We start from the raw sequence: 12,863 nt of genomic DNA on the forward strand, positions 1-12,863 counted from the left end.
GCCGCCGGCGGCGGACCAGCGGGGGCGGTGGCCGGGGCGGGGGTGCCGTCCGGGCCGCGCTGACCGAGGCGCGGCAGGCGCTGCTCGGCCGGGCCGTCTGGCCGGGTGTCGCGGTCGGCTCGGCCGTCGTACTGGCCGGATATCTCGGGATGTTCCTGCTGGCCGCCCGGGTCGCCGGGGCGCGCGCGCCGACGGCGGAACTGGTGCCGCTGGTCGTCCTGGCGCTGCTGGCGATGGCGCTGCCGCTGAACGTCGGCGGCTGGGGGCCGCGGGAAGGCGTCGCGGCCTGGGCGTTCGGCGCCGCCGGGCTGGGCGCGGCACTGGGCCTCACCACCGCCGTGGTCTACGGCGTGCTCGCCTTCGCCGCGAGCCTGCCCGGCGCCGGGGTGCTGGTCGCCCGTTGGGCCGCGCGGCGAGGGGCCGTCCGGCGGGCCGGGGCCGGGTCCGCGGAGCCTGGCACGGCACCCGGCGGCGTTGCCGATCCGTCCCGATAGCTCCGCCGTCGAGCCGCTCGGGCGCCTTGCGCCGCGCTTCGCCTCGGCTCTTGGGACGGCCGCCGGAAGCCGAGCCGCACCGCACCGTCCGCCGCGGCCCTTCCGCCCCGCCCCGCGGGACAGCCGCTACGCTCCGGCCGCCGCCCGCAGATCCAGCTCGAAGAGCGTGTCCTCGCCGAGCAGGGCCCGCCGCAGCGGCGGGCGCAGCGCGTCCCGCATCACCGGCGTACCGGGAAACCGCAGGCCGGGGACCCCGTCGCCGAGCAGCACCGGCGCGACGGTCACATACAGCCGGTCCAGCGCCCGCGCCTGCAGGAACCGCGAGACGGTCACCCCGCCGCCCTCGACCAGCACCCGGCCCAGCCCGCGGGCCGCCAGCGCCGCCAGCAGCCGCTGCGGAGCGAACGCCACGGCGTCCGGCAGCGCCAGCACCTCGACGCCGTCCCCGAGGCCCTCCGTGGCCGCGTCCGGTCCCACCACCCACAGCGTCGGCGCCGCGCCGTCGGTGAACACCTGCCGCTGCCGGGGCACCCGGCCCCGCGGATCGAGGACCACCCGGACCGGATCGCGGCCGGCGCACGCCCGTACGGTCAGCCGGGGGTCGTCCGCCACCGCGGTGCCGGCGCCGACCAGCACCGCGTCCGCCAGGGCGCGCAGCCGGTGCAGATGCCGGCGGTCCTCCTCGCCGGTGACGTAGTCGGCGTCGCCGGTGCGGGTCGCGATGAAGCCGTCCAGGCTCTGCCCGAGCTGCCCGAACGCCACCCGGGGGCCGGCCAGGCACAGCGGCAGATAGCGCTCCGCGAGCCAGGCCGCCCCGGGCGCGGCGGCCCCCGCCCAGCGCGCCCCGCCGGCGCCGTCCGGTTTCAGCCCGGCCGCCGCCGCCTCGTCCGGCGTACGGACGCGGAGCAGCCGCTCCCAAGCCGCCGCCGGGTCGACTGCCTCGGGTGCCGCGTCGGGCGCACCGGTCATCGCCCGCCGCCCAGCAGTTCGGCGTACGCGCCGAACGCCTCGGCCAGCCCCGCCAGCAGCTGTGCGCCCTTCTCGGCGGAGGCCAGGGACGGGCGCCCGATCACGCCGGATTCCGTGTAGGCCGCCATGCCCAGGGTGAGCAGATGCGGCCGGTCGTCGGCGAGGTGGTCGGCCGAGGCGTAGCCGGGCCGGACGAGTTCGGGGTGCGCGTGCAGCAGAATCGACGTCTCGGTCTCGCCCGCGTGCATGTCGCTGTGCGCGGACGTCCGCACGCCCGCCCGGGAGCGGGCCGCGGCCCAGTCCGCCGATCCGGGAAAGAGCGCCATCCGCGTCCCGCCGCTCTCGTGGGATTCCTGAACGACGTTGCGCAGCACGTGGTTTCCGCCGTGGCCGTTGACGAGGATCAGCGTGCCGATGCCGGACCGGCGGAGCGAGGCGGCGATGTCCGTCACCACGGCGTGCAGGGTCCGCGCGGAAATGCTGACGGTTCCCGGCCAGGCGGCGTGTTCCTGGGAACAGGAGACGGTCAGTGGCGGCAGCAGCAGTACGGGGTGGCGCGCGGCGATTTCCGCGGAGACGGCGCAGGCGACGACCGTGTCGGTGGTCAACGGCAGGTGCGCGCCGTGCTGTTCGAAGCTGCCGATGGGCAGCAGCGCCATCTGGGGCCGTGCGGCGCGGACGTCCTCGGTGGTGTCCGCGGGCAGCAGGCCGGGCGGTGGACTCCGGTGGCCCGGAACGGTCATCGGCAGCTCCGATCGGTGTCAACCCGGCGGCAGTGGCGCCCAGTTGAGGGGAATTGTCGCAGGCTGGATCGTGTACCGCTCGTTTCCGAACGCGGGTACGATCATGCCATGACGGACCCCGATACCGCTGCCGAGGCCGGACCCGACGCCGACGCCGCTGTCGCGGGGGATGGTTCCACCACCGTCGCCGCTGCCGCGCCGGGTCTGGGAGTGCAGCGGATGGTGGCCGTCCGACTTCCCACCGCGCACGGCGAGTTCCGCGCCGTCGGCTATCTCGACCGCCGCAGCGGAATCGAGCAAGTGGCCCTGGTGCGTGGTGACGTGGCGGGGGAGAAGGCGCTGACCCGTATCCATTCGGAGTGCCTGACGGGCGATGTCTTCGGTTCCACGCACTGCGAATGCGGTGAGCAACTGACCGCGGCCCTGCGGGCGATAGCGGACGCGGGGCGCGGCGTCGTCGTCTATGTCCAGGGGCACGAGGGTCGGGGCATAGGGCTGCTGGCCAAGCTCCGGGCGATGAAACTCCAGGAGGACGACGGACTGGACACGGTCGAGGCGAACATCGCGCTCGGGCTGCCCGTCGACGCCCGGGAATATCGCGCCGCGGCCGGTATCCTCCGGGACCTCGGCGTCCGGTCCGTACGGCTGTTGTCGAACAATCCGCGCAAGCGCGAGGCGCTGGAGCGCTACGGCATCGATGTCGCCGAGCGGGTCCCGCTGCTGATGCCGCCCGGTGCGGAGAACATCCGGTATCTGCGTGCCAAGCGGGAGCGCCTGGACCACGACCTTCCCCATCTGGACGGCGCCCCGGGCCCGTCCTGACCGGCCCCGCCGCGGCCGTACGCGCCGGCCGGGGGTCCGCCCGGCCGTCCCGGTCTCCCCCTTCCGCGAAATTCTTCTCCTTCAACATCTACACATAAAGGCGACATAAGCGCAGAATAAAGGTGCGCGGCTGATGCCACGCGGAGCGGCCTGACTTGTGGACGAAGGAGGCGAGTCGTATGGCCGACGTCTCACACACCAGGGGAGATCTCGCTGGTCACCCCGACGCTTCTGAGATGAGGGCCCGAGCTGAGAGAGTGCTCGAAGGGCGTGACGTGGTGCTGGTCGACGGACCGGTGTTCCTGGTCGGTCTGTACTGCGCCGCTTCGCCGTGGATCGTGCACTACGCGGCCTCGCAACCCGCGCTGATGACCCACAACCTCATCATCGGTATCGCGATCGCCCTGCTGGCGGTCGGGTTCACCGTCACTCCGGAGCGTATGTACGGCCTGAGCGGCGCGATGTGCGCGATCGGCGTCTGGCTGATCGTGTCGCCCTGGATCGTCGGCACGGGCCCGGACAAGGGAGTCATCTGGAACAACATCGTCATCGGAGCCCTGACGTTCCTCCTGGGGGCGATGTGCGTCGCGGTGGCATCGAGGAGCCGCGCCGTCACCTGATGCGCGCTCCCCACGGGGGCGTGTGGAAACCACCGGCCCGCTGCCGTACGACACGAGAGCGACGGCAAGCGGGCCGGGCACGCGTGGGGGGCGCCCCTCGGTCCGGGGCCGGCTACGGCCGGTGATCGCGGTCCGGGGCAGCGGGCGGGGCGGGCGTGGCGAGCTGCCCGGCGACCCCGGCCAGCACCAGCCCGCCGGCCAGGATCAGACCGTGCGACAGCGCGACCCCGGCGACCAGGACGGTGATCGCGGTGCCCAGCATCAGCCAGACCGCGCCGCGCCGGACGGGCGGTGCCGCGCCGGTCGCCGGTATGCCCGGGTGCGGGCAGGGGGCGGCGTCGGTCCGGAACGTCTCCGCGAGGTCGCGGAGTTGGCGGTCGTCGTCGGGGGACAGGGAGCGTCCCTCCTCTCCGGATGGGGCCGCCGGTCGCCCGTACGGGCAGGGTGCGGGCGGTCGGGTGGGGGCATTGCGTCGAAGATCCAGCGGAATCAGGGTTACCTGACCACGGGTGACCCCTGCGTGGTGCGCAGCGTCACACAGGCGTTGTTGTGCCCTGCCCGGCCCCGCCCGTAACGCCGTTGTCCGGACATCACCAGAGAGGTGACGCGCCATGCCGTACGAGACGCCGCCGCAGCACCAGCCGCACGACGAGCCACAGCGGCACCAGCCCGCCGACGAGGCCCGCGAGGCCCTCGTCCGGATCGCCTACGGCGCCATGTCGCCGAACCCCGCCATGCTGCGGGCCTGGGAGCGGCTGGACGACAGCGTGCGCACCGGCGCCCCCTCCTTCGACACCGTCCACGGCACCGACTTCTTCGGCCACCTCGCCGAACGGCCCGAGCTGTCCGCCCAGTTCAACGCCGCGATGAGCCAGGGCACCGCGCACACCGCCGCCCTGCTGCCCGCGGCGTACGCCTTCGACCGCTTCACGACCGTGGCCGACATCGGCGGTGGCGACGGCACCCTGACAGTCGCACTCCTCCGGGCGTACCCGGCGCTGCACGGCATCGTCTTCGACAGCGCGCCGGGTCTGGCCGAGGCGGGCCCCCGGCTCGCCCGCGAGGGGCTGGACGGCCGCTGCTCCCTGGTGACCGGGGACTTCTTCGCCACCGCCCCCGAGGGCGCCGACCTGTATCTGCTCAAGAGCGTGATCCACGACTGGAGCGACGCGCGCTGCGCGGAGATCCTCGGCCACATCCGGGCGGTGATCCCCGACGGCGGCCGGCTGCTGATCGTCGAGCCCGTGCTGCCCGCGGCGGCCGACCCGTCCGGCGGCGGCATCAGCTACCTCGGCGACCTCAACATGCTGGTCAACGTCGGGGGCCGGGAGCGCACCCGGGACGACTTCGAGCGGCTGTGCCGCGGCGCGGGCTTCGCCGTGCGGACGATCACCGCGCTGCCCCGGCCCAACCGCTTCTCCGTCATCGAGGCCGAGCCGGTGTGATGCCGTGACCGCGTGGCCCACACGTGCGGCGGCCGCGCATTTTCGGTTAAATCGGACGTGTGGGCCATGCGCCCGTGATGGCCCGCTGTCCGGGAGAGGTGGCGCGCCGTGACCGCTGTGCCTGTGGACGAGCACGTTGTGCCCGTCGATGACCACGAAGACTTCGCCGACGCCGACCGCGGCTTCATCGCCTCGCTCGAACCGCCCCGGATCACCGCGGCGGACGGGCGGGTGGTCTGGGACGCCGAGGACTACGCCTTCCTGGCCGGGAACTGCCCCGAGACCGCGAACGAGAGCCTGTGGCGCCAGGGGAGGCTGGTGAGCCGGCAGGGCCTGTACGAGGTGACCGACGGCATCTATCAGGCGCGCGGTCTGGACCTGTCCAACATGACGCTCATCGAAGGCGATCACGGGGTCCTCGTCGTCGACCCGCTGCTCTCCGCCGAGACCGCCGCCGCGGCGCTGGAGCTCTACCGCAAGCACCGCGGCGACCGGCCGGTCACCGCCCTGATCTACACCCACGCGCACGCCGACCACTTCGGCGGCGGACGCGGCGTCCTGCCGCCCGGCCACCACCCCGTACCGGTCCTCGCGCCCGCCGGGTTCCGGGCGCACGTGGTCGGCGAGCAGCTCTACACGGGACCGGCGATGGCCCGGCGCGCCGCGTACATGTACGGCACCCGGCTCCCGAAAGGGCCGGGCGGCCAGATCGGCTGCGGTCTGGGCACCACCGCCTCCACCGGCACCCGCACCTTCATCCCGCCGACCGTGGACGTCACCCGCACCGGCCAGGAGGAGATCGTCGACGGCGTACGCCTGGTCTTCCAGCTCACCCCGGGCACCGACGCCCCCGCGTCGATGAACTTCGCCTCCCCGTCCCACCAGGCGCTGTGCACCGCGGAGAACGCCCTGCACACGCTGCACAGCGTGCTCACCCTGCGCGGTGCGGTCGCCCGCGACACCCGGCGCTGGTCCCACTACCTCAACGAGGCCCTGGCCCTCTTCGGCGCCGACACCGAGGTCGCCTTCGCCTCCCACCACTGGCCGACCTGGGGCAACGACCGCATCCGCGGCCTGCTGGCCAACCAGCGCGACCTGTACGCCTACCTGCACGACCAGACGCTGCGGCTGCTCAACGAAGGGCACACCGGCCCCGAGATCGCCGAGGAGCTGCGGCTGCCACCGAGCCTGGAGCGGCTGTGGGCGCACCACGGCTACTACGGCTCGCTCAGCCACAACGTCAAGGCGATCTACCAGCGCTACCTCGGCTGGTTCGACGGCAACCCCGCGCACCTGTGGGAGCACCCGCCGGCCGAGCAGGCCCGGCGCTACGTGGACATCCTGGGCGGTGTGGAGGCCACCGTGGACGCGGGCAAGCGGTACGCCGCCGACGGCGACCTCCGGTTCGCCGCCACCCTCCTCGACCACGCCGTCTTCGCCGCCCCGCAGAACCTGCGCGCCCGCCGCGAACTGGCCGCCGTCTACGAGCGGCTGGGATACGGCTGTGAGAACGGCACCTGGCGCAACTACTACCTCACCGGCGCCATGGAACTGCGCGGCGGTCCCGCCGGCGCACCCCCGCCGGCGACCGGCCCGGAGGCCGCCGGACCCGACCTCGTCGGGGCCCGCACCGTCGACCAGCTCCTCGACTCGCTCGCCATCCGCATCGACGGCCCCCGGGCCTGGTCGGCCCACCTCACCATCGACCTCTACCTCGCCGACGAGGACCGCACCTGGCACCTCACCCTCTCCCACGGCGCCCTCACCCACCTCAGCACCCCCGGCCGCCCCACCGCCTCCGGCGACCGGCAGCCGGATCTGACCCTCAGCCTCACCACCACCCAGCTCCGCGACCTGCTCACCGGCGGCGGCCCGTCCGCCGTCACCCACGAGGGTGAGCCGGGGGCGGCCCTCCACGAACTCCTCGGCCTGCTCAGCACCCCCGACCCCGACTTCCCCATCGTCACCCCCTGATCCCTCCGGGTCCGGCGCGCTGTGGGCTCCCTCCGGTGTGCGGCAAACTGGGCCGGTGACCAGCGACATTCCCGATGAGTCGACAAGCTTTGTCGGCCGGCGAGCCGAACTGCGGCAGCTGTACAGCGAGTTGACCCAGCACCGGCTGATCACCCTGACCGGCCCCGGCGGTGTGGGCAAGACCCGGATCGCGATGCGGGCCGCCCGCGCCGCGGCGCCCCGCTTCCCGGACGGCGTCCGGTGGACCCCGCTCTGGCCGTTACGCGGCGAGCAGCTGCTCGTCGCCGCCGTCTGCGACGCCGTCGGACTGGCCGACCACTCGGCACGGACCCCGGTGGCCGCGCTCTGCGAATGGCTCGCCGACAAGCGGCTGCTGCTGGTCCTGGACTCCTGCGAACACCTCGTCGCCGCCTGCCGCGACCTGGTCGGCGATCTGCTGACCGCCGCCCCCGCGGTGACCGTCCTGGTCACCAGCAGGCAGCCGCTGGACGTCGTCGGCGAGTGGATCACCGAGATCGACCCGCTGCCCTGCACCGAGGACAACGACGCGCTGGCGCTCTTCACCGAACGGGCCGGCGCCGCGGCCCCGCACCTCCGGCTCGGCGACCCGGCCAACGTCCGGGCCGCGGCGGAGATCTGCCGGCGCCTCGAAGGGATCCCGCTCGCCCTGGAGCTGGCCGGCGCCCAGCTGGCGCACAGCCCGCTCGACCGCGTCGCCGAGCGCATCGGATCCGGCTTGGACGCCCTGGACGGCACCGAGACCGCCTGGACCCCGCGGCACCGCACGCTGCGCACCGCCATCGGCTGGAGCCACGAGCTGTGCGAGCCGTTGGAGCGGCTGCTGTGGGCCCGGCTCTCCGTCTTCCGCGGCACCTTCGACGCCGAGTCCGCGGGCGCCGTCTGCGCGGGCGGCCCGCTCACCGGCGACGGCGTGCGCGCCGCGCTGGCCGGTCTCGCCACCAAGTCGGTGATCCACCGCGAGGGCACGCGCTTCCGGATGCTCGACACGCTCCGCGAGTACGGCCGGATGTGGCTGGCGGAACTGGGCGAGGAGGCCGGCGTCGCCGACCGGCACGCCGCGCACTTCGTCGGCTTCGGCCGCCGCGCCGAACTCGGCTGGCTGGGCCCCCAGCAGGTCGGCTGGTACGGCCGGATCGCCGACGCGCACGTCGATTTGTGCACCGCGCTGGACCACCTGCTGCACGCCGCGCCGGAACGCGCCCAGGAACTCGGCGCCGCCATCGGCTTCTTCTGGAGCTGCTGCGGCCATCTGCACGAGGCCCGCGACTACTTGGAACGCGCCCTGGCCGCCCATGACGCCCCGAGCCCGGCCCGCACCCGGGCGCTGTGGGCGCTCGGCGTCGCGGTCCTCCTCCAGGGCGACCTGGACACCGCCGAGACGCTCGGCCGCCGGTGCGCCCGCGCCGCACGAGAGGACGGTGCCCCCGACGGTGCCGACGCGACGCTCGCCGCCGGCTACCTCATCGGCCTCACCCACCTCATGGCCGGCCGCCCGCTGACCGCCTACACCGTGGCGGAACAGGTCCTCGGCCCGCCGCCGGACGACCCGTTCGCCTCCGCCGCCCGGCTGCGCTGCCATCTCGTACGGCTCTTCGCGCTCACCGCCCTGGGCCGGCTGGCCGAGGCCCGTGCCGAGGCCACCGCGCTGCGGCACGGCTGCGAGGTACGCGGCGAACACTGGTCCCGCTCGTACACCGATTACCAACTCGCCCTGATCTCCCTCTACCAGGGCCGGCCCGAGGAGTCCGCGCGGCACGCCCGGGCCATGCTCGCCGCCAAGCAGCACATCGGCGACAACTTCGGTATCGCGCTGGGCCTGGACCTGCTGGCGGCCGCGGTCGCCGCGCAGGGCGACGGCGCGACGGCCGCCCTCGTCTACGGCGCCGGCCAGGCCGTCTGGCGCACGGTCGGCCACCCGCAGCGCGGCACACCGGAGTTGCGCGCGGTCCGCGAGGAGTGCGAGCAGCGGGCCCGCGCCGCGATCGGCGACGAGGAGTACACCGCGGTCTTCCGCCGGGCCGCCGAGCAGTGCCCCGAGGCGCTGGTCGCCCGGATCGTGGCCGGGGAGCTGTGACCGCCGCGGCCACGGCGGGCGCGTCGACCGGCGGTGACCCCAGGCGTCAGCCGCCCGGTTCGCGGGCCAGCGCGTACAGCAGCTCGTAGGCGGTGGTCACCAGCCGGCAGGAACGGCCGCGCCGGGTGGCGAGCGCGACCAGCCCGGTCCCGGTCGCCGGGTGGTAGCCGAGGAACGCCTGCTGGCCGAAGGTCGCCCCGACGTGGAAGAGCAGCGGCCCGTGCCGCGCCGGGTGCTGATACCACGTCAGGGTGTGGGTGTTGCGGTGCCGCCAGCCGCGCCGCAGCAGCGGGATCTGCACCTCGCGCAGCGCCCGCGGCAGCGGGGAGCGGTCGGGGGAGAGGTGGGCCTCCAGGTAGGTCAGCAGGTCGGCGGGGGTGGCGCGGACCGCGCCGGCGGCGGCGAACGCGCCCATCTCGGCGCTGCGGACCGGGGTGCTCCCGTTGGTCCGGTGGCCGATGGCGTCGGTGCCCCTCGCACCGGGCGCCAGGGAGGTGCCGGTCAGCCCGAGCGGGCCCAGGATCCGGGTGCCGAGCAGGGTGGCGTAGTCGGCGCCCGCCGCACCGCCCATCGCCGGGCCGAGCAGCGCCAGCCCGAAGTTGGAGTAGTGCCAGCGGGTCCCGGGCCGGTGCCGCGGGCGGGTGCGCGCGAAGGTGCGCAGCAGCCGCTCGGTGTCGTAGCGGGCGTAGCCGTTGTCGTACGGGCGCAGCACCGCGCCGGCCAACAGCTCGGCGGGGATCCGCGGCAGCCCCGAGGTGTGGGTGGCCAGATGCCGCAGGGTGATCCGTCGGGACCGCGGGTGCGGCAGCGGCAGCCGCGGCAGGTGGGCGGTGAGCGGGTCGTCCAGGCGGAGTACCCCGGTCGCCGCCATTTCCGCGAGCAGCAGCACGGTGAACGTCTTGGAGAGCGACCCGAGTTCGTAGCGCAGCCCATGGCGTGGGGTCGGCGGTGCCAGCGCGGTGCCGCCGCTGACCACGGTGCGCCGGCCGTGCCGGGTGACGCCCAGTACGACGTCCGGGGCGTCGATCCCGGTGACCGCGTCCGCAAGCCGGTCCGCGAGCGCCGTCCCGCCGCCTTCGGGCCGCATCAGCCGGCGTCGGCGGACAGCACCCGGGACGTCGCCATCGCCGAGGCGAACGCGGCGACCAGGGTGGGGTGGTGGACCAGGTCGAAGACCTCCGCCGGATCGCCCTGCGGCATCGCGCGCTGGACGGGCATCGCGCCGCTGGCGGACTGGGCGGCGGCGTACCGCCGCCACAGCTGTGCGTCCAGTGTGGGGCGCGGTAGGCAGGCGTCGACGATCAGCAGCTCGCCGAGCAGGTCCCAGTGTTCGAGCTCCGCCCAGTCCGCCATCCAGGCGGGCAGGTACCGGGTGAGGTAGTCGGCGATCGCCGGCGGGATCCGGTCGGGCGCCTCGCCCCAGTTGGTGAGGTGGAAGACGGTGTGGGTGATGTCGTACGCGATGTGCAGCCGCACCGTCCAGGGCTCGGGGAGCTGCCCCAGCCAGGTGCGCTCCAGCGCCCGGTCGAAGTCGGCGCTGGGCGCGAGCCCCAGTTTGCGCTCGGCGTTGAGCACTCCGAGCCGCCGGTTGGGCGCCATCTCCAGCGCGGTCCAGGTGGTGGTCCGCCGGGACACCTCCAGGGCCGCCTCCAGGCCGGGGTGGCGGTGGCCCAGTTCGTGGAAGGGCGCGTAGACCTCCAGTGGCACCGGCGAGTGCGGTTCGTCGTGCTGAAGGGCGGCCAGCACGTTGCCGCCGTCCAGCAGCTCCCGCCAGGTGAAGTCCAGCAGCTGCCCGGCCCGGGTGCGCTGCCGGGATCCGGCCACGCCCTCCCGGAAGAGCACCTGCATGTTGATGGCCAACTCCCCGATGGGCTTGAGCCGTTCGATCATCGCGCTGCCCGTGGCGCGGTCCTCGGGGGCCAGCCGGAAGTGGTCACGGTGCGCGTCGATCCAGGCCAGGGCCCGGTCGCCGACACCGTGCACCAGTGCGGCGGAGGCCGGGGACACCAGGGACGCAGCCGGCACGGTCACAGCGCTGCCTCGCTTTCGCAGGGCGTCCGCCCGGCCACCGCCGCCGCGACCCCAGGCACCGGGCCGGCTTCGGCCCCGTCCGAGGCGGTACGGGCGAGGGTGCCGGCGAACGCGGTCACCAGAGTGGAGTGGTAGCAGGACAGAAACGCCTCGGCCCGGTCGGCGGGGCGCGGCGCGGCGCCCGTCTCGGGCACACTGCCGTCGGCGGTCTGCGCACTGGCCAGCCGCTGCCAGGCTGCCGGATGGTGCGGTGCCTCGGGCAGGCAGGCCGCCACGGCCAGCAACTCGCCCACGAGGTCCCACAGCTGCTCCTCCAGCCAGTTCTCCAGCCAGGAGGGCAGCCAGAGCCGCAGGTAGTCGGCCGTCTCGGGGGAGAGCCGCCGGCGGTCCCGCCCCCAGTCGGTGAGATGGAACACGTCATGCGTCACGCCGTACGCCGCCTTGAGGTCCAGCGCCCAGGGCTCCGGCAGCAGTCCCAGCCCGGTCAGCGCGAACTCCGCGTCGAAGTCGGCGTGTTGGGCCAGCCCGATCCGCCGCTCCGCGTTGAGCACGCCGAGCGTACGGGTGTGGTGTTCGCGCGCCACCCGCCAGCCGCGCAGTCCGGTCGTGGTCGGCACCAGCTCCTCGACGGCCGGATGCCGCAGCCCGGACTGCGCGAACACCCCGTAGAGCTCCACGGGATAGGTGGCGAACGGCTCACCGCGGATCAGCTCGGCGAACAGCTCCCCCTCGCGGGTCTCCCGCCAGGTGAAGGCGAACAGCCGGTCCGCCGCGGCGCGGACCTCTGGCTGCGGATGCAACCCCGCGATGAGCTGGGTGAGTTGGGCCAGCTCGCCGAGGGGTTTGAGGGTGAGGTTGGGATCGGCGTCCGTCGTCGTGTTCGGCGGCAGACGAAAGTACTCCCGCATCTCCTCCAGCCACCCCAGGCTGTTCCGGACCATCCGGTCCAGCAGCCCGGGGTCGGCCCGGCCGCCGGTCACCAACCCCTCCCGTGGAACCGCCGGGCCGCCACGACATGCAGCGCGACCCTGGGGTCGTCGCCGCCCATCTGCCGGACGAACGCCAGCCCGGCGTCCAGTCCCAGGGTGGGCGGTACGTCGGGGAGCCGGGCTAGCCAGCGGCCGACCCCGGCCGCCTGGAACCAGTCCCTGCGGCGTACCGCCCGGACGAACCCGCGGGCCAGGTCATCGGTGCGTGGCGCCAGTTGGTCCGCCAGGTCCGCCGCGAGGCCGGGAAGCGCCAGGGCGGCGAGCTGGGACACCCGGTGCGCCAGCTTGGGCCAGGGATCGATGCCGATCCAGTCGGCCCCGGCCTCGGGGGGCCGCGGCCAGGGTTGGTTGCCGACCGGGAGGTAGGCGTGCGACGCCTCCACCAGGCCCCGGTAGCTCCACGCCGACACCGCGGAGGCATCCGCCCCCGGAGGGTAGGCCGCGAGTGTCTGCCGCACCACAGCCTCGTCGTCCGCGCCGCCGGCCACCGCCCGGTGCTCCAGTGCGTACGGCGCGAGCGCGTCGGCGCCCAGCACCCGGACCGCGGCCGGTGCGAGCGGATCGCCCTGCCGCAGGATCCGTGACAGTGCGTAGGGGTCGCCCCCGCCCTGGAGGGCGAGGGCGACTCCGGTTGCGGCATCGGCGATCACAGCGCTGAGCGGGCCTGCTCCCTGCGTCTGT

At 74.4% G+C, this 12,863-nt stretch carries 12 protein-coding genes and 1 pseudogene; 6 read left to right on the forward strand and 7 right to left on the reverse strand.

Translation table 11 applies throughout. From position 1 onward, the window contains the following. A pseudogene (locus ACO1BR_RS06705) lies at positions 1–494 on the forward strand (lysylphosphatidylglycerol synthase transmembrane domain-containing protein); the annotation flags it as partial. 126 nt (positions 495–620) lie between these two features. Here the strand turns inward: ACO1BR_RS06705 and ACO1BR_RS06710 are convergent. Together ACO1BR_RS06710 and ACO1BR_RS06715 are read right to left on the reverse strand one after the other, a co-directional pair. Next, positions 621–1,463 (reverse strand): RibD family protein, encoded by an 843-nt coding sequence (locus ACO1BR_RS06710; RefSeq protein ID WP_426794080.1) that lies wholly within the window; start codon positions 1,461–1,463, stop codon positions 621–623. Further along, complete coding sequence (locus tag ACO1BR_RS06715) at positions 1,460–2,206, reverse strand: creatininase family protein (RefSeq protein ID WP_426794081.1); 747 nt, start codon at positions 2,204–2,206, stop codon at positions 1,460–1,462. Before ACO1BR_RS06715 ends, ACO1BR_RS06710 begins: the two co-directional genes overlap by 4 nt. Positions 2,207–2,425: 219 nt before the next feature. On the opposite strand from ACO1BR_RS06715, the gene ribA reads away from it, so the two are divergent. Both ribA and ACO1BR_RS06725 read left to right on the forward strand, forming a co-directional pair. Next, the gene (ribA, locus tag ACO1BR_RS06720; protein WP_426794265.1) at positions 2,426–3,028 is read left to right on the forward strand and encodes a GTP cyclohydrolase II; all 603 of its coding nucleotides are present in this window, start codon (positions 2,426–2,428) and stop codon (positions 3,026–3,028) included. Positions 3,029–3,207: 179 nt separating this feature from the next. Further along, on the forward strand, positions 3,208–3,648 hold the full coding sequence (locus tag ACO1BR_RS06725; RefSeq protein WP_426794082.1) for an SPW repeat protein: 441 nt from the start codon (positions 3,208–3,210) through the stop codon (positions 3,646–3,648). A 112-nt stretch (positions 3,649–3,760) separates the two neighbouring features. Here the strand turns inward: ACO1BR_RS06725 and ACO1BR_RS06730 are convergent, their stop codons facing one another. Further along, on the reverse strand, positions 3,761–3,910 hold the full coding sequence (locus tag ACO1BR_RS06730) for a hypothetical protein (protein ID WP_426794083.1): 150 nt from the start codon (positions 3,908–3,910) through the stop codon (positions 3,761–3,763). 349 nt (positions 3,911–4,259) lie between these two features. On the opposite strand from ACO1BR_RS06730, the gene ACO1BR_RS06735 reads away from it, so the two are divergent. From ACO1BR_RS06735 to ACO1BR_RS06745, 3 genes are all read left to right on the forward strand, one after another. Continuing rightward, positions 4,260–5,093, forward strand: a complete 834-nt coding sequence (locus ACO1BR_RS06735) for a methyltransferase (RefSeq protein WP_426794084.1) — start codon at positions 4,260–4,262, stop codon at positions 5,091–5,093. 108 nt (positions 5,094–5,201) lie between these two features. Continuing rightward, on the forward strand, positions 5,202–7,067 hold the full coding sequence (locus ACO1BR_RS06740) for an alkyl/aryl-sulfatase (RefSeq protein WP_426794085.1): 1,866 nt from the start codon (positions 5,202–5,204) through the stop codon (positions 7,065–7,067). A gap of 55 nt (positions 7,068–7,122) precedes the next feature. Beyond that, positions 7,123–9,162 (forward strand): ATP-binding protein, encoded by a 2,040-nt coding sequence (locus ACO1BR_RS06745; protein WP_426794086.1) that lies wholly within the window; start codon positions 7,123–7,125, stop codon positions 9,160–9,162. Between the two features lie 46 nt (positions 9,163–9,208). Here the strand turns inward: ACO1BR_RS06745 and ACO1BR_RS06750 are convergent, their stop codons facing one another. The 4 genes from ACO1BR_RS06750 to ACO1BR_RS06765 are packed head-to-tail and all read right to left on the reverse strand — an operon-like array spanning position 9,209 to position 12,832. After that, positions 9,209–10,249, reverse strand: a complete 1,041-nt coding sequence (locus ACO1BR_RS06750; protein WP_426794087.1) for a serine hydrolase domain-containing protein — start codon at positions 10,247–10,249, stop codon at positions 9,209–9,211. Continuing rightward, positions 10,249–11,193, reverse strand: coding sequence for a DUF6895 family protein (locus ACO1BR_RS06755; RefSeq protein ID WP_426794088.1), 945 nt, complete (start codon positions 11,191–11,193; stop codon positions 10,249–10,251). The genes ACO1BR_RS06750 and ACO1BR_RS06755 overlap by 1 nt, the downstream gene beginning before the upstream one ends. After that, entirely contained in the window at positions 11,190–12,173 is a 984-nt protein-coding gene (locus tag ACO1BR_RS06760; protein ID WP_426794089.1) for a DUF6895 family protein, read from the reverse strand. The genes ACO1BR_RS06755 and ACO1BR_RS06760 overlap by 4 nt, the downstream gene beginning before the upstream one ends. Beyond that, the gene (locus ACO1BR_RS06765; RefSeq protein WP_426794266.1) at positions 12,170–12,832 is read right to left on the reverse strand and encodes a hypothetical protein; all 663 of its coding nucleotides are present in this window, start codon (positions 12,830–12,832) and stop codon (positions 12,170–12,172) included. Before ACO1BR_RS06765 ends, ACO1BR_RS06760 begins: the two co-directional genes overlap by 4 nt. Positions 12,833–12,863 lie beyond the last annotated feature (31 nt).

Source organism: Streptomyces sp. YGL11-2 (genome assembly GCF_050054615.1).
In the GTDB taxonomy this organism is placed as follows: domain Bacteria; phylum Actinomycetota; class Actinomycetes; order Streptomycetales; family Streptomycetaceae; genus Streptomyces.

Bases quoted from the DNA above. Each gene is read 5' to 3' on its own strand.
- ACO1BR_RS06730 (WP_426794083.1), bottom strand. From the start codon at position 3,910: ATGCTGGGCACCGCGATCACCGTCCTGGTCGCCGGGGTCGCGCTGTCG.
- ACO1BR_RS06735 (WP_426794084.1), top strand. From the start codon at position 4,260: ATGCCGTACGAGACGCCGCCGCAGCACCAGCCGCACGACGAGCCACAG.
- ACO1BR_RS06710 (WP_426794080.1), bottom strand. From the start codon at position 1,463: ATGACCGGTGCGCCCGACGCGGCACCCGAGGCAGTCGACCCGGCGGCG.
- ribA (WP_426794265.1), top strand. From the start codon at position 2,426: ATGGTGGCCGTCCGACTTCCCACCGCGCACGGCGAGTTCCGCGCCGTC.
- ACO1BR_RS06725 (WP_426794082.1), top strand. From the start codon at position 3,208: ATGGCCGACGTCTCACACACCAGGGGAGATCTCGCTGGTCACCCCGAC.
- ACO1BR_RS06715 (WP_426794081.1), bottom strand. From the start codon at position 2,206: ATGACCGTTCCGGGCCACCGGAGTCCACCGCCCGGCCTGCTGCCCGCG.
- ACO1BR_RS06750 (WP_426794087.1), bottom strand. From the start codon at position 10,249: ATGCGGCCCGAAGGCGGCGGGACGGCGCTCGCGGACCGGCTTGCGGAC.